At 42.0% G+C, this 15,446-nt stretch carries 13 protein-coding genes and 1 pseudogene; 5 read left to right on the top strand and 9 right to left on the bottom strand.

Annotated elements, in window-relative coordinates:
• Positions 1–24 precede the first annotated feature (24 nt).
• The 3 genes from fis to prmA all read right to left on the bottom strand — a co-directional run bounded on the left by fis (position 25) and on the right by prmA (position 2,462).
• Entirely contained in the window at positions 25–330 is a 306-nt protein-coding gene (fis, locus tag ACRWQL_RS08370) for a DNA-binding transcriptional regulator Fis (RefSeq protein WP_011494902.1), read from the bottom strand.
• 23 nt (positions 331–353) lie between these two features.
• Positions 354–1,316, bottom strand: a complete 963-nt coding sequence (dusB, locus tag ACRWQL_RS08365; RefSeq protein WP_226411578.1) for a tRNA dihydrouridine synthase DusB — start codon at positions 1,314–1,316, stop codon at positions 354–356.
• A gap of 264 nt (positions 1,317–1,580) precedes the next feature.
• On the bottom strand, positions 1,581–2,462 hold the full coding sequence (gene prmA / locus ACRWQL_RS08360; RefSeq protein ID WP_226411577.1) for a 50S ribosomal protein L11 methyltransferase: 882 nt from the start codon (positions 2,460–2,462) through the stop codon (positions 1,581–1,583).
• Between the two features lie 368 nt (positions 2,463–2,830).
• Between prmA and ACRWQL_RS08355 the strand changes: the two genes are divergently transcribed.
• The 3 genes from ACRWQL_RS08355 to ACRWQL_RS08345 are packed head-to-tail and all read left to right on the top strand — an operon-like array spanning position 2,831 to position 6,335.
• Positions 2,831–3,571 (top strand): fumarate reductase cytochrome b subunit, encoded by a 741-nt coding sequence (locus ACRWQL_RS08355; RefSeq protein WP_434953073.1) that lies wholly within the window; start codon positions 2,831–2,833, stop codon positions 3,569–3,571.
• 9 nt (positions 3,572–3,580) lie between these two features.
• Positions 3,581–5,590, top strand: coding sequence for a fumarate reductase flavoprotein subunit (locus tag ACRWQL_RS08350; RefSeq protein ID WP_434953072.1), 2,010 nt, complete (start codon positions 3,581–3,583; stop codon positions 5,588–5,590).
• 1 nt (position 5,591) lies between these two features.
• Positions 5,592–6,335 carry a fumarate reductase iron-sulfur subunit gene (locus ACRWQL_RS08345; protein WP_434928030.1) on the top strand — a complete coding sequence of 248 codons (744 nt, stop codon included), beginning with the start codon at positions 5,592–5,594 and terminating at the stop codon, positions 6,333–6,335.
• Between the two features lie 94 nt (positions 6,336–6,429).
• Here ACRWQL_RS08345 and rho read toward each other — a convergent pair whose 3' ends face one another.
• Both rho and trxA read right to left on the bottom strand, forming a co-directional pair.
• On the bottom strand, positions 6,430–7,695 hold the full coding sequence (gene rho / locus ACRWQL_RS08340) for a transcription termination factor Rho (protein ID WP_434953071.1): 1,266 nt from the start codon (positions 7,693–7,695) through the stop codon (positions 6,430–6,432).
• Between the two features lie 213 nt (positions 7,696–7,908).
• Positions 7,909–8,235: a thioredoxin TrxA gene (gene trxA / locus ACRWQL_RS08335; RefSeq protein ID WP_226411572.1), complete on the bottom strand. Its 327-nt coding sequence runs from the start codon at positions 8,233–8,235 to the stop codon at positions 7,909–7,911.
• 341 nt (positions 8,236–8,576) lie between these two features.
• On the opposite strand from trxA, the gene rhlB reads away from it, so the two are divergent.
• Positions 8,577–9,881: an ATP-dependent RNA helicase RhlB gene (rhlB, locus tag ACRWQL_RS08330; RefSeq protein WP_226411570.1), complete on the top strand. Its 1,305-nt coding sequence runs from the start codon at positions 8,577–8,579 to the stop codon at positions 9,879–9,881.
• Positions 9,882–10,814, top strand: a complete 933-nt coding sequence (locus ACRWQL_RS08325) for a Ppx/GppA phosphatase family protein (protein WP_434953070.1) — start codon at positions 9,882–9,884, stop codon at positions 10,812–10,814. It abuts the gene before it with no gap.
• Positions 10,815–10,914: 100 nt separating this feature from the next.
• Here ACRWQL_RS08325 and ACRWQL_RS08320 read toward each other — a convergent pair whose 3' ends face one another.
• From ACRWQL_RS08320 to ACRWQL_RS08305, 4 genes and pseudogenes are all read right to left on the bottom strand, one after another.
• Positions 10,915–11,466, bottom strand: a complete 552-nt coding sequence (locus ACRWQL_RS08320) for a thioredoxin family protein (RefSeq protein WP_434953069.1) — start codon at positions 11,464–11,466, stop codon at positions 10,915–10,917.
• Positions 11,467–11,673: 207 nt separating this feature from the next.
• A pseudogene (gene hemB / locus ACRWQL_RS08315) lies at positions 11,674–12,685 on the bottom strand (porphobilinogen synthase).
• 13 nt (positions 12,686–12,698) lie between these two features.
• Positions 12,699–14,630, bottom strand: coding sequence for a sensor domain-containing diguanylate cyclase (locus ACRWQL_RS08310; RefSeq protein ID WP_434953068.1), 1,932 nt, complete (start codon positions 14,628–14,630; stop codon positions 12,699–12,701).
• Positions 14,630–15,442 carry a TatD family hydrolase gene (locus ACRWQL_RS08305; RefSeq protein ID WP_434953067.1) on the bottom strand — a complete coding sequence of 271 codons (813 nt, stop codon included), beginning with the start codon at positions 15,440–15,442 and terminating at the stop codon, positions 14,630–14,632. The genes ACRWQL_RS08310 and ACRWQL_RS08305 overlap by 1 nt, the downstream gene beginning before the upstream one ends.
• Positions 15,443–15,446: the final 4 nt, after the last annotated feature.

Raw genomic sequence — 15,446 nt, 5'->3', positions numbered from 1 at the left:
TTACAATCACTTAGACGTTGAGTCTTAGTTCATGCCATATTTTTTTAGCTTCTTACGTAAAGTACCACGGTTGATACCTAACATGTTCGCTGCGCGAGTTTGGTTGCCACGAGTGTGTTGCATGATAATGTCTAGTAAAGGTGCTTCAACTTCACTAAGTACCATTTCATACACTTCTGAAGCTTCCTGACCGTCTAACTGAGAGAAGAAGTTGGTTACGGCGCGTTTTACTGCGTCGCGTAATAACTGCGGCTTGATAGTGCCGTTTGCTGTTTCGATTTTGCCTACGGTAAGCTGGTGAACTTCTGTGTTAGTTGTCTGATCAAACATTCTATTCTGCTCTTTAATTAATTTTACACTAATTCTTCAAAATAACATTCCACAAAGGAATGCTGTTGGACAGCGGTTTCAAGCCTGTTGAAGTCAGCACGCCATTGACGTTGTTCTTCCTGGTTTAGGTACCATCCGATATGCTTTCTGGCAAAACGGACACCTTTGTACTCGCCATACAGATTATAAAGTTTATCAAGGTGTTCAAGCATCACAGTGCGTTGCTCTTCTGCCCCGATAGGCGCTAACTTTGTACCTGTTTCCAAGTAGTGCTGAATCTCTTTAAAAATCCAGGGCCTTCCTTGTGCACCTCTTCCTATCATCACCGCATCAGCACCCGTGTAATCAAGCACAAATTTGGCTTTTTCGGGGCTGTTAATATCGCCATTGGCAACAACCGGAATCGAGATATTCTGTTTTATTGCTTTAATTGTGTCGTATTCGGCAAAGCCTTTATACATACATTGCTTTGTACGGCCATGAACCGCTAACGAAGCAATGCCACAATCTTGAGCAATTTGGGCTATTTGGATCCCGTTACGATTATCTGGGTCCCACCCTGTGCGAATTTTTAAGGTTACCGGAACATCCACTGCGCTAACCACGGCTTGTAAAATCTCTTTTACTAAGCAGGGGTTTTGCATCAATGCAGAACCAGCTAACTTTTTATTCACTTTTTTTGCTGGGCAACCCATATTGATATCAATGATATGCGCGCCTTGTTCAACGTTGAACTGAGCGGCATTAGCCATTAAATCAGGGTCTGCACCTGCAATTTGTACGGAGCGTATTCCTTCTTCGCCTGAATGCGCCATGCGCATGCGGCTTTTATCCGAGTCCCAAACATCAGGATTGGACGACAACATTTCAGATACTGCTAAGGCTGCGCCATAACGTAAACAAAGGTTGCGGAAGGCTTGATCGGTGACACCTGCCATTGGTGCCACGATCAGCTGGTTAGACAGTTGATAGGGGCCAATTCGCATTTGCTGATTTCACCTTGCTCTTCAAAGGGGCGCTATAGTAGCCCTTTTTGACCAGCTTGAAAAGGTCAATAAATGACCTAAATAAAACTTTTTTACTTGACTTTTGATCTCAGACAATTAATTGACTTAATATCTGCGGTTAAGGGGGATATATTTTTGTTTTTGAGCACTGATGGGGGTTGCAGCTAAGCAGTAGATAAGCTAGACGCGTGTAAAACAATTGTAACCCTTGTTATACGCGCGTCTGTTTGCTTAAATAGTAAACTATTTTTTTGTTCCGTTTAAGCGAGTCCAATCTTCTTTATGGCACGCTGGGTCCATATCAAACCATTGGCTATAGAAGTCAGATACATCTTGGGCCTGTTCACGTAATAAACCTGACAGGGCTAGTTGACCACCGGTTTTTACTTTTTCAGCAATTAATGGGGCTAATTCTTTGAGCGGCCCCGCTAGAATATTGGCGACAAGCACATCAGCTTGTAAATTCTCTGGCTGATCTTCAGGTAAATAAAGTGATAGTTTATCCGCCACATCGTTACGTTCAGCATTTGCAGTAGAGGCGTCTATGGCTTGATAATCAATATCCACACCAGTGACTTTTTTGGCCCCTAGTTTGATAGCGGCAATCGCTAAAATACCTGATCCACAACCAAAATCGATAACTTCTTTATCAGCTAAATCTAAGCTGTCCAACCACTCAAGACATAATGCAGTTGTAGGGTGTGTACCTGTGCCAAATGCTAAGCCAGGATCTAAAATAACGTTAACCGCTTCTGGGTCAGGAATGGGGCGCCAGCTTGGGCAAATCCATAAACGTTGACCAAATTGAATAGGGTGGAAACTGTCCATCCATTCACGTACCCAGTCTTTATCTTCTACCTGTTCAATTTTATGGTTAAAACCAGCGCCTAAAAATGGCATAGATTCTAAAAATTCAATCGTGGGTGCTAAATCGGTGCCTGCATCAAATAACGCAACAACTACCGTATCTTGCCAAAGTGGAGTTTCACCTAATTTAGGTTCAAAAATGGGTTCGTCCTGGCCATCTTCATAGGTAATGGAAACAGAACCTTGATCCATCAATAAGTCGCCTAACATATCTGCATTGTCGCGATGGGTGTGAATGCGCAATTGGATCCAAGCCATGGGGTGTTCCTAATCTTTGATAAAAGTGGTGTTAATGGCGGCTATTATACCCAAACCATTTACAGATGCGCACCTTAGTATGGATTTTATCTTGTTAAGATTTTTGGAGTGACATTATGAATGTGATGACGGTTAATTATCGCGATATGATCATTGTTATTGTTTAATTACGCAAATTCGTTTTGTTAGTTGGTCAAGTTATTGGGTTTGTTTGAAATTTCAATCTTAAACACAGTGTGATCAGCCTCTAAGTCGGACATGATAATAAGTGAGCAAGGTCACGGTTTGTTTTATCGCCAATGATGTTGTTTGAAAAGACTTGATATGGTCAAGGTATCTTATTGTGCCAGTACCGGATGTAACAATTTATGGATACTCATTACTTGCCTGCAAAAAATAATAATGTGAGTGCTGCCAAGGGGTTTTCTCATCCAATTTGGGCTGCAAGAGCTGACAGTTTACAAAGTATATCCGGGGTGTTACTCGGGCTTTTTATTATTGCGCATTTACATTTTGAATCGAGCATCTTGTTGGGTAAAGAAGCTTTTTATCACGTTGTTCAGTTTCTTGAGGGTGGGATTTTCAGTGAAACGGGCCATGGTTATCCATTATTAACCCAGATATTTTCAGCGTTTATGTTAGTTGTGGTGATGATCCATGCCATTTTTGCCTTGCGCCGCTTTCCGACTCAAATTGGTCAATGGCGAGCATTACGGCAACAAATGCATTTTTTACCCCACGAAGATACCAAAATATGGTTCTGGCAAATGGTGACAGGTTTTTTATTGTTTTTCTTAGTGCCGGTGCATCTATTTACCATGATCATGAATCCTGAAATTGGCCCGCATTTATCTGCCGAGCGAGTTTATTACGATAATTTCTGGATTCTGTATATCTTACTTTTACCCGCCGTTGTAGTGCACGCCGTGTTTGGTTTATATCGTGTTTGCGTGAAGTGGGGATTAGTACAGCAACGTTTTGCCTTGCTTAAGTTTGCCAAGGTGCTGCTGGTATATTTGATAATTATCGGTATTGCCAGTTTAGTCGCTTACATTGTGATAGGGCGAACCCTTGAGTTGCCTGTTATCCCTTTTGTGCCCACTTTATAAGGAATAAACATGCAAATAATTTATACCGATACATTAGTGGTTGGTGCCGGTTTAGCGGGTTTAAGGGTTGCTATTGCGTCAAAAGAGCGCGGTCTTGACACATTAGTGCTGTCACTCATTCAAGCTAAACGCTCTCATTCAGCAGCAGCCCAGGGAGGAATGCAAGCTAGTTTGGGTAACACAATAAAAGGCATGGGCGATGATGAAGATGTGCATTTTGAAGACACGGTAAAAGGCTCTGACTGGGGCTGCGATCAAACCGTTGCCCGTATGTTTGCCCATTGTGCACCTAAAGCAGTACGTGAGTTAGCCAATTGGGGTGTACCTTGGACACGCATCACTAAAGGTGAACGTCAGGTGATAGTTAATGCACAGAAGGTCACTATTAATGAAGCCGAAGAGGCGCATGGGTTAATTAATGCCCGTGACTTTGGCGGCACCCAGAAATGGCGCACCTGTTATACCGCAGACGGGACTGGGCATTCATTGCTGTATGCGGTCGATAATAAAGCGATTTCGTTAGGCATTCCTGTACACGAACGCATGGAAGCGCTAAAGATTATTCATGATGGCAAGCGCTGCCAAGGTGTGATTGCTCGCTGTTTAATTACTGGCGAGGTTAGGGCGTATATTGCTAAATCAACCACGATAGCTACTGGGGGTTATGGTCGTATATATGAAGTGTCTACCAATGCGATTATTTGTGATGGGATAGGCCAAGCATTGGCGTTAGAAACTGGCGTGGCGACATTAGGTAATATGGAAGCGGTACAGTTTCATCCTACTGCAATTGTGCCCGTAGGTATTTTAACCACAGAAGGCTGTCGCGGTGATGGCGGGTTATTGCGCGATAAAGACGGCTATCGTTTTATGCCAGATTATGAGCCTGAAAAGAAAGAATTAGCGTCACGTGATGTAGTGTCACGGCGCATGACCGAGCATATGCGTAAAGGCAAAGGTGTCGATAGCCCGTATGGCCCACATTTATGGTTGGATATTACCTTGTTAGGCCGCAAACACATTGAAACCAACTTGCGCGAAGTGAAAGAAATTTGTGAAAAATTTCTCGGTATTGACCCCACAAAAGATTGGATCCCCGTTAGGCCAACTCAGCATTATTCTATGGGCGGCATACGCACAACGCCTACAGGTGAAAGCCCGCAGTTATCAGGTTTATTTAGTGTGGGAGAGGCGGCGTGTTGGGATATGCATGGCTTTAATCGTTTAGGCGGGAATTCTCTAGCAGAAACCGTGGTTGGCGGGATGATTATTGGTAAATATGTTGCTGACTTTGGCGAGAAAAACAATCTGGTTATTGATACTGACCTCATTAATCGTTTCGGTGGTGAGTTAATTGATGAGATTAATGGTTTAGTGGATGGTGAAGGCACCGAAAATACCTTTGAACTTAAGCTGGCGATGCAAAAAATTATGATGGATTACGTCGGTATTTTCAGAAATGGCGATGAGTTACAACAAGCCGTAGATGAGTTAAGTCAGTTGCTTAAACGTTCACGCAATATCGGACTAAGGTGTAAAAAACGCCATGCTAACCCTGAGCTAGTAGAAGCATTACGCCTAAGGCGAATGCTAAAAGTGGCGCTAACTGTCGCTTGCGGTGCGAATGCGCGCACCGAAAGTCGTGGTGCTCACTCCCGTGAAGACTTTCCACAACGTAATGATAAAGACTGGCTAAACCGGACATTATCAACCTGGCCAGATGCCGATGCTTTAGCGCCAGTACTGAGTTATGAAGCGCTTGATGTGATGCAAATGGAACTGCCACCGGGCTATCGTGGCTATGGTGTAAACAATACGATTGCGCATCCCGATACCGAGAAGCGTCAGCAGCAAATAGACGCCATTCTTGCCAACTTAGGTATTGATGCTGACCGATATGCCAAGCAGGCAGCAATCATGCCATTCACCTTACCTGACGAGCTAATGCCGCTAAATCAGCGCTTATCAGACACATTAAATTGTGCTGTGGTTAGTGCAACAATGGTGGGAGATAAATAACATGAGCCAAGCTAGAACAATTCGTTTTTCAATTTTTAGATTTGATCCACAAGACCCTAACGACAAACCGAAAATGGTTAACTATGAAGTGACTGAAGCGCCCGGCATGACGGTGTTTATTGCGCTGAATATGCTTCGTGAGCAACAGGACCCTTCACTGCAATTTGACTTTGTCTGCCGCGCAGGCATTTGCGGCAGCTGCGCCATGGTGATTAACGGCAAGCCCACATTGGCTTGCCGCACTTTAACGGCTAATTACCCTAAAGGTGACATTATATTGATGCCATTACCTGGGTTTGAATTAATCGGCGATTTGTCAGTTAACACCGGTAAGTTTATGCGCGAGTTGGCCGAACGTTTACAGTTGTGGTTACAGCCAAATAATTTTGATAGTGATATTCATCGCATCGAAACACCCATGGACCCAGACGAAGCGGCCAAGTTATACGAACTCGACCGTTGTGTAGAGTGTGGTGTATGTGTGTCAGCCTGCGCCACCAAACAAATGCGTGAAACCTTTGTTGGCGCGGTGGGTATGATGAAAATTGCCCGCTTTGAATTAGATAGCCGCGATACCCGTACTGCGGATGATTTTTATCATGTTATCGGTAATCAAGATGGGGTATTTGGTTGCATGACATTGCTTGGCTGCCAAGATGCTTGCCCGAAAGATTTACCTCATATGCAACAGATTGCTTACTTACGCCGTAAGATGGCGATAGCAAGCCCGAATAGGATTTTGTAGTGGATGTATTGATTAGCGATAAACTGATTGATACAAAAATGCCGCTAAACTCAATTGAGCTAGCGGCATTTTTATTAGAGGTAGAATGTATGTCTTAAGACTTAGTGCGTTTCATCGCGGTGAAGAATTCTTCATTTGTCTTAGTCATTGCAAGCTTATCGATTAAGAATTCCATTGCTGATACTTCATCCATTGGGTGAAGTATTTTTCGCAGGATCCACATCTTCTGAAGCTCTTCAACTGTGGTCAGTTTCTCTTCGCGACGAGTACCGCTGCGGTTGAAATCAATCGCCGGGAACACGCGCTTTTCAGCTGCTTTACGAGAAAGGTGTAACTCTTGGTTACCGGTACCTTTAAATTCTTCGTAAATCACTTCATCCATTTTAGAACCAGTATCAACAAGTGCGGTAGCAATAATGGTTAAGCTGCCGCCGTGCTCGATGTTACGTGCTGCACCGAAGAAACGCTTTGGACGGTGCAGTGCGTTAGCATCAACACCACCGGTAAGTACTTTACCTGATGATGGAATAACGGTGTTGTATGCACGGGCTAAACGAGTGATAGAGTCTAATAAAATCACTACGTCTTTTTTGTGTTCAACTAAACGCTTGGCTTTTTCAAGTACCATTTCGGCAACTTGAACGTGACGGCTTGCTGGCTCATCAAAGGTAGAAGCAATAACTTCGCCTTTGACCATGCGCTGCATTTCGGTCACTTCTTCTGGGCGTTCGTCAATAAGTAATACCATTAACACCACATCAGGGTTGTTATAAGTAATACTTTGGGCGATGTTTTGAAGTAATAATGTTTTACCCGCTTTTGGCGGCGCAACAATCAAACCACGTTGACCTTTACCGATAGGAGAACATAGGTCAAGAATACGTGAGGTAATATCTTCTGTTGAACCATTACCGCGTTCCATACGAAGACGTTCTTCAGCATGAAGTGGGGTTAAGTTTTCAAACAAAATTTTGTTGCGTGAGCTTTCTGGCTTATCGAAGTTAACTTCAGATACTTTTAGCAGGGCAAAATATCTTTCACCTTCTTTAGGCGGACGTATCTTACCAAAAATGGAGTCACCAGTACGCATATTGAAGCGGCGAATTTGGCTAGGTGAAACATAGATATCGTCAGGGCCGGCTAAGTATGAACCATCTGAACTTCTTAAAAATCCAAAACCGTCTTGGAGGATTTCTAATACACCGCCACCGAAGATATCTTCTCCGCTTTTGGCATGTGATTTTAAAATCGAGAAGATAATATCTTGCTTACGGGCGCGAGCCATATTTTCTAGTTTCATGCTTTCAGCAAGTGAAACAAGATCTGAAATCGGCGTGTCTTTTAATTCTGTTAAATTCATGTATGGGAGTCTTGTGTTACGCGACAAAGCTTACCGCAATCAATCAGTAGGGGTATTGAACAGAGTTTATGACTGAAAAGCGAGAAAAGGTTAAATTGAAAAAATCTGAGGTAAATTTATCACCATATTAGGCTGACGTCCAGAATTTTAGGTACAAAAATGGCACAAATTGTATAAAACTTGTGCCATTTCGCAATTAGACTCTAAATGAGATTAGATTTGAGCGTCAATAAACTCTTTTAATTGCGTTTTAGACAGCGCACCAACTTTGGTTGCAGCTAACTCGCCACCTTTAAACATAAGCAAGGTTGGAATGCCACGAACGCCAAACTTTGCAGGTGTAATGCTGTTTTGGTCAACGTTCATTTTGGCAACAGTAACTCTACCTGCATACTCTTCTGCTACGTCATCTAAGATTGGCGCGATCATTTTACAAGGTCCGCACCACTCAGCCCAGAAATCGACTAACACAGGAGTGTCAGACTTTAATACGTCGTTTTCGAAGCTGTCGTCGCTTAGGTATACTATTTTGTCGCTCATGTTGTTCTCCAGATTTGGTTCCATTGCTAGTTTATTAATGGCTTACCATGTATATTGGGTTAGTTGAAAAGCTTTTCAAGTGACCGTGTAAATATCCGCAATTTTTATATTTGCCATTATACGCAGAGCATCATCCGCTGTTAAATAGTTAAGGTGATTTTTTTTAAGCTTCTCAGTGCCCAGTCTTTTTTATAACCATTTGATAATTAATTATTTATCAATAAAGAAGCCTGTGCAGTGAGGTGCTTTGAACTCTGCATATATAATATGAACGGATAAACAATGTAGCTATTTCAAACTATCGTATCTTTTTTTGCAACCCCAACTAGTATGCTGGTGCCATGAGCCAAACACATTTATCTACCAAAAAGTTCGCTGACTTTCCGCTGCAAGATGCAGTTTTATCAGCCTTAAACGAGAACGGCTTTGAATTTTGTACCCCAATCCAAGCCTTATCATTACCTATTTTATTAAACACTAAAGATATCGCCGGCCAAGCCCAAACGGGTACAGGCAAAACCATGGCGTTCTTAGTAGCAACTTTTAATCACTTACTCACATCTGCTGCCCCAGAAGGGCGCAAAAATACTGAACCGCGTGCCATTATCATGGCTCCAACTCGCGAATTAGCGATTCAAATTGCTAAAGATGCCAATTTACTGGCTAAACATACTGGCTTAAAAGTTGGGATTGTTTATGGCGGTGAAAGCTATGAGACACAGCGTGAAGTATTAGATAAAGGCGTTGATATTTTAATTGGTACCACAGGTCGAATTATTGATTATGTTCGCCAAGGTGTCATTAGCCTGAATCACATTCAAGCTGTGGTATTAGATGAAGCCGATCGTATGTTCGATTTAGGCTTTATTAAAGATATTCGTTTCTTATTTCGTCGTATGCCAGACGCTAAAGCGCGTTTGAACATGTTATTTTCTGCCACACTTTCAATGAAAGTGCAGGAATTAGCCTATGATCATATGAATGACCCTGAGAAAGTGGAAATCGAACCACTTGAAAAAACCTCTAAAAACATCAAAGAAGAAATTTTTTATCCTTCAATGGAAGATAAAATGCGCTTATTGCTTACTTTGATTGAAGAAGACTGGCCAGAAAAAGCGATTGTGTTCTCTAACACCAAACACAGCTGTGAAAAACTATGGTCATACCTTGAAGGTGATGGACATCGTGTTGGGTTACTGACAGGCGATGTACCACAAAAGAAACGTATTCGTATTCTTGAACAGTTTACCTGCGGTGATTTAGATATTTTAGTCGCGACAGATGTAGCAGCCCGTGGTTTACATATCTCTGATGTATCGCATGTTTATAACTATGATTTACCTGATGATTGTGAAGATTATGTACACCGTATAGGCCGTACTGGTCGAGCTGGCGCTAAAGGTATTTCAATTAGTTTTGCCTGTGAAGAATATGCATTAAATTTACCAGGTATTGAAACTTATATTACCCACGCTATTCCTGTATCTGATTATGACCGTGATGCATTACTGGATGATATTCCTCCGCCAGTGCGTATTCATCGTAAACACCCTACTACCCGCACCCGTGATGGTGCAAGTAAAGGTGCTCATCGAAGTGGAAGCAGTAATACACCATCGCGTCATCGGACACGCAGACCGACGTAAATGCCTCAATTATCATCTTTACCTGCATACGCAGCCATCACATTAGGCTCTAATAGCTTTAATATGTTGGTTGCGGTGACTGTGGCTGGTAAGCCACAGATTATTGCCAAGTATAAGCGCAAAGTGCGTTTGGCAGAGGGTATTGGTGATGATGGTTATTTGTCGCATGAGGTGATGCAACGGGGGTTAGATTGTTTAGCTCTGTTTGCAGATATGCTAAAAAAACATCGTGTTAATCAGCATGATGTTGCAGTAATCGCTACCGCCACATTGCGTGTTATTGCTAATGCTGATGAGTTTAAGCAGCAGGCTTTACCTATATTAGGCCATCCGATAGAGGTTATTTCAGGTTTACGTGAAGCTGAATTAATTTATCAAGGTATGGTGGCAACTACTACAGGCATAGAAAAACGCCTCGTGATTGATATTGGTGGTGCCAGTACCGAGTTTATTGTCGGTAAGGGCCGTAAAGTGTTATTTAAAACCAGCGTACCTATGGGCGGGGTGGTTTTTAATCAACAATTTTTCAATGCTACGCCTTTTCAAATGCTTGATTTTTGCCAAGTAAAAGATGCCGTTAAACATATTTTATCAGAGCACATGCAGTCTCTGACTAACTTAGGCTGGGACAAGGCTGTGGGTGCATCAGGAGTTGTGCAATCTGTTGTGTCGGTATTGCAGCATAGGCAAGTGTCTGAAGTGATCACCTTAACTGTGCTGCAATCATTACGTGATGAGATTTTAGCTCAGTCAGATTTGCTTCTATCCGATATTGAAGGATTAACGGCAGAACAAGCACCCACTTTTGCATCTGGTGTCGCCATCCTGTTGGCATTGTTTGAATTATTATCAATTAAGCAATTACATTTAGCGGGCGGCGCATTACGTGAAGGCGTATTGCAAGTGCTGGCGGATAAGCAACGCGTACGCTAATACATGAGTTACTAGGCCATCAGTGCTAAGCTCAACCGATAGAACAATAAAAATAGGTCGCATAATGCGACCTATTTTTTTGCCATTTAGCGAGAACTCATTATTTCAAAATGTTTACTAAGTCGGCTTCAAGTGACACTTCAGGGCGTTCTACAATACGGCCGATTTCATGACTTTTTTGCTCAATAATAAAGGTAGGAATACGCGTGAAATCATATTTAGCTGCTAGCCCTTCAGGGTCAAGCTTGCTGCGGTCAACACCTATATAGGTCACTTTAAGGTTTGGGTTGGCAGCTGCTTCGATTAAACGCATAAAGCGTGGTGTTTCACGGTGGCAATCCGGGCACCAGGTACCCATAATAACGACTATTTCAGTGGGTTCTGATACTTGCTTTAATGCTGCAATTTGCGCCTCATTAAGCACGTAGTCTTGGTACTCTGCAGCATAGCCGGGTAAATCTTTTGCAAGTGTTTCAGTTGTAACAATACCGGTAATGATCACTTCTTCTTTCTCCTCACTGCAAGTTGCGTTAAACCCTTGCGACTCTTTTTCAAATCCACAACCATTGTTGGCGAAAACGGGAGCCACTAATGCTTGGCTGCTGAAAATAAGTGCGCTGGTGGCGAATAATGTCTTAATGCTATTGTGCATGATAAAGCCTCTGTACAGAAGGAAATAGTGCGAGGGATATTCAAACATGAGTTGATTTAGCTGTTAAGTAATAACCATACTGGATGTTAACTTAATCACTAAATTAATAGGTTAAATACTCAAAATGAGACTTAAAGCATATTCGCATAGCAGTGAATAGACAATAAAAAAGCCCAGATTATCTGGGCTTATCTAAGGTGATAAAATCTATTTGTCGTCTTTTAACCACTGAGCCGCGCGTTTTGCAAAGTAAGTTAATATCCCATCAGCACCAGCACGTTTAAAGCAAAGTAATGACTCCATTACGATGGCTTTTTCCGCTAGCCAGCCATTTTGAATCGCAGCCATATGCATGGCATATTCACCACTGACTTGGTAGGCGAAAGTGGGTACCGCTAACTCTGTTTTAACACGATAGACGATATCAAGGTAGGGCATGCCAGGTTTCACCATCACCATGTCAGCACCTTCTTGAATATCTAAAGCAACTTCGTGCAATGCTTCATCACTATTTGCCGGATCCATTTGGTAGCTATGCTTATTGCCACCCTTTAGATTACCAGCAGAGCCAACCGCGTCACGGAAAGGACCATAATAATTAGAAGAATATTTTGCAGAGTAAGCCATTATTTGGGTATTAACATGACCAGCCGCTTCTAACGCTTTACGGATCTCACCAATACGACCGTCCATCATGTCAGACGGCGCGACAATATCAGCACCTGCTGCAGCGTGAGATAACGCTTGCTTGACTAAAATTTCAGTTGTGATGTCATTTAAAATATAACCTGTATCATCAATGATGCCGTCTTGACCATGGGTGGTGAACGGATCTAATGCAATGTCTGTCATCACACCCAGTTGAGGGAAAGCTTTTTTTAACTCGCGAACGGCGCGCTGCACAAGTCCATCATCATTGTAAGCTTCCTCTGCCATTAATGACTTTTTATCAGCAGGCGTTACCGGAAATAGAGCAATTAACGGAATGCCTAGCTCAACTAACTCAGCGGCTTCTTTTAATAATAAATCGATAGAGAAGCGTTCAACACCTGGCATTGAAGCCACTTTTTTCGCTGCGCTGCGTTCCCTCTAGAATAAACATCGGATAAATTAAATCATTTACGGTCAGCTGGTTCTCAGCCATTAAGCGACGACTAAATTCATGTTTACGCATGCGGCGCATTCTGCGCTGAGGAAAAGCACTAGTAATAATATTCACATTCTACTCCAGGTTAAGATTCTTCTGATGCTACTGAGTAAAGACGGACTCGATTTCTTCCACCACGCTTGGCTTGATACAATGCTTTGTCTGCTTGGTCTAATAAAATGGTTGGGTGATCATCACTATCAATAATCGCCACAGAAATACCGATACTAATGGTAAGCGGAATATCATGGCTATCCCACTTTATCGCTAATACTTCAATGGCATTGCGTATTGTCTCAGCCACTAACATTGCACCATCTCCATCAGTATTAGGCAATATAATAGCAAACTCTTCACCACCAAAACGTGATACGAGATCGGTTGGGCGCTTTACGTGTTCAGATAAGGTATGAGCAATAATTTGTAAGGTATGATCGCCAGCTAAATGGCCATAGCGATCATTAATACTCTTAAACTTGTCAATATCGAGCATTAGTAGTGCCATTGGCGTTTGTTGGCGGCGGCTGATACGCCCCTCTGCAATCAGTCTGCGATCAAATACGCTACGATTTTTGACACCCGTTAGACTATCGATAGTGTTCTGCTCGGTGAGTTTTTGATTAACTTCATTTAGTTCACGTAAAGTCACTTCTAACTCTAAGGTGCGCTCCTGGACCATTTGCTCTAACAGTTCATTGGCTTCTGTCTCAGCTTTAAAAAATTCTTCGCGGTTTTGCCTTAAGCGCTCAGCCTGCTCTAATGCTTGCTGTTGGATATCTAACTTAGATTTACGCTCATCGTTATAGCGAATGGTTAATACCGCAGCCATAGTGATAACTTCAATACTTATCCCTATCATTAGGGGCGTTTGCACAGCCATGCCTATGTCAAACAGGCCTAGATACATCAGGCAAGAGATAATACAACTAGCAAGTAGTATAACGCGCCCTAACCCATATAAACGTGCATTACGCTGTCCTGCCCAAGCCTGGGCAATGGTAATAAAGCTTAAAATAATGCATACCAAAGCGACGAAAAATAATAAAACATATATCGCGATACTATAGTCAATAAACGGCAGTATTATTGCCAACAAAAATGCAATAGCGGCTAATAAACGGCAAACTTTTAACATCTGTAAGTTGTGATATTTGAGCAGTAGCACCTTTTCAGTGAACATTAAGTTAAATCCCAGAATAATGGGGATAAGAAAAGGGACTATGGTGTTTTGCACCTGGGGCCATTCTGACCATAAATATCGGAATGACACACCATGAATAGTGGCAACTAATAACGCTAAACTTAATACATAGCCACTGTAATAACTAAAGCTAAATGAGCCTGAAGTTAATGCGATAAAAAGACTAAAAGTACCGATAGCAACCAATAAACCGATTTGTAAGCCATAACTAAGATTTTTGGTTTCAATTTCTTGAGTTAAATCATTAGGTGACCATAAAATTAACGGTAAATTGGTACTGCCTAAAGTGTCTATTTTGAGTAAAAACTGGTGAGTTTCGCCTGGTTGTAACTCAAAGGGAAATAGAAAAGTATTACTTTGCAATGGTCGGTTATTAAACGTTAATGCATCCCCCATATAAGCTGTGCTGACTAATTCTCCATTCACTTTGTGATAAAGCGTTATATTGTCAATTAACGGGTTATCAAGGGCAATAATACGAGTTTGATAGTCAATTGGTGAAAAAATACTGAAGCTAAGCCACATATCTTTAACACCAATAAGCTCAGTATCTTCTCGGGTTATTTTACGCCAAGTGGTGGGTGCTTGTTGTTCTAGTTCTGCTAAGTTACTGATGTCTTTCTGAGTTTGAATAAACATCCAGTCATGTAAATTAATTTTAGTGATAGAACTTTCTGTGAGACGAACAGGTGGTTGATGACTATAATTTTCATTGTTAGCAACACTTTGCTGAGTGAGTAGTAATGAGCACAAAACCAAAAAGAGCAAACCAAATAGTTTGCTAGGCATGAATGCTGAAACTGGCTGATTATTCATTACTTTGTACCAGTAATATTGGCAGGTAAGTTAAAAAACGTACTGCTGTTTTGATAACAATGTTGCGCAACTACAGCATAATCTTGATTGCGTAGTTTCGCTATTGATTCGACAATATAAGGTAAGTATTGGGGTAAGTTTTTACTTGATTTAGGCTTAGGGCGCATACTTCTTGGTAGTAGATAAGGCGCATCAGTTTCTGCCATTAAACGGTTGTTGGGAATATACTTCACTAACTCAGCTAAATCTTGTCCGCGACGTTCATCACAAATCCAACCTGTAATGCCAATATATAAATCAGCAGCTAAACATGCGTCGAGTTCTGATTTGTTGCCGGTAAAACAATGCAATACCGCCTTAGGTAAGTGGGCTTTATACTGATTAAATATGGCGATAAAGTCATCATGGGCATCGCGACAATGCATATAAACCGGCATGTTGAGTTTGGCGGCTATCTCAAGTTGGGCTGCAAATGCTTGTCGTTGTTTATCACGCGGAGAAAAATCACGGTTATAATCTAAACCGCACTCACCAATAGCAACCACAGTTTCATCTAGTGCTAATCGTTTTAACTCATTGGCACTGGTATTCGTCCACGTACTGGCATGGTGAGGGTGCACACCTGCTGTACAAAATACGTGTAGGGGATGTTGCTTACATAGGGTAATGGCTTGGCCACTTTCGTCCAGGTCAGAACCAATAACGATTAAAGGCGAAACATGATGTTTCGCCGCTTGTTCTATTATGTCGCTGCTGTTTTCTATTAAGCTTGAACTTAATAAATTAACTGCAATATCGATATGCTGGATCATTAAT

This window comes from Shewanella sp. HL-SH4, from assembly GCF_051164845.1.
Taxonomy (GTDB): domain Bacteria; phylum Pseudomonadota; class Gammaproteobacteria; order Enterobacterales; family Shewanellaceae; genus Shewanella; species Shewanella glacialimarina.
This window is presented reverse-complemented; position numbering and strand designations above follow the sequence as displayed.

Excerpts from the sequence above, each read along its gene's own strand:
- fis (WP_011494902.1), bottom strand. The coding sequence starts at position 330 with ATGTTTGATCAGACAACTAACACAGAAGTTCACCAGCTTACCGTAGGC.
- dusB (WP_226411578.1), bottom strand. The coding sequence starts at position 1,316 with ATGCGAATTGGCCCCTATCAACTGTCTAACCAGCTGATCGTGGCACCA.
- prmA (WP_226411577.1), bottom strand. The coding sequence starts at position 2,462 with ATGGCTTGGATCCAATTGCGCATTCACACCCATCGCGACAATGCAGAT.
- ACRWQL_RS08355 (WP_434953073.1), top strand. The coding sequence starts at position 2,831 with ATGGATACTCATTACTTGCCTGCAAAAAATAATAATGTGAGTGCTGCC.
- ACRWQL_RS08350 (WP_434953072.1), top strand. The coding sequence starts at position 3,581 with ATGCAAATAATTTATACCGATACATTAGTGGTTGGTGCCGGTTTAGCG.
- ACRWQL_RS08345 (WP_434928030.1), top strand. The coding sequence starts at position 5,592 with ATGAGCCAAGCTAGAACAATTCGTTTTTCAATTTTTAGATTTGATCCA.
- rho (WP_434953071.1), bottom strand. The coding sequence starts at position 7,695 with ATGAATTTAACAGAATTAAAAGACACGCCGATTTCAGATCTTGTTTCA.
- trxA (WP_226411572.1), bottom strand. The coding sequence starts at position 8,235 with ATGAGCGACAAAATAGTATACCTAAGCGACGACAGCTTCGAAAACGAC.
- rhlB (WP_226411570.1), top strand. The coding sequence starts at position 8,577 with ATGAGCCAAACACATTTATCTACCAAAAAGTTCGCTGACTTTCCGCTG.
- ACRWQL_RS08325 (WP_434953070.1), top strand. The coding sequence starts at position 9,882 with ATGCCTCAATTATCATCTTTACCTGCATACGCAGCCATCACATTAGGC.
- ACRWQL_RS08320 (WP_434953069.1), bottom strand. The coding sequence starts at position 11,466 with ATGCACAATAGCATTAAGACATTATTCGCCACCAGCGCACTTATTTTC.
- ACRWQL_RS08310 (WP_434953068.1), bottom strand. The coding sequence starts at position 14,630 with ATGAATAATCAGCCAGTTTCAGCATTCATGCCTAGCAAACTATTTGGT.
- ACRWQL_RS08305 (WP_434953067.1), bottom strand. The coding sequence starts at position 15,442 with ATGATCCAGCATATCGATATTGCAGTTAATTTATTAAGTTCAAGCTTA.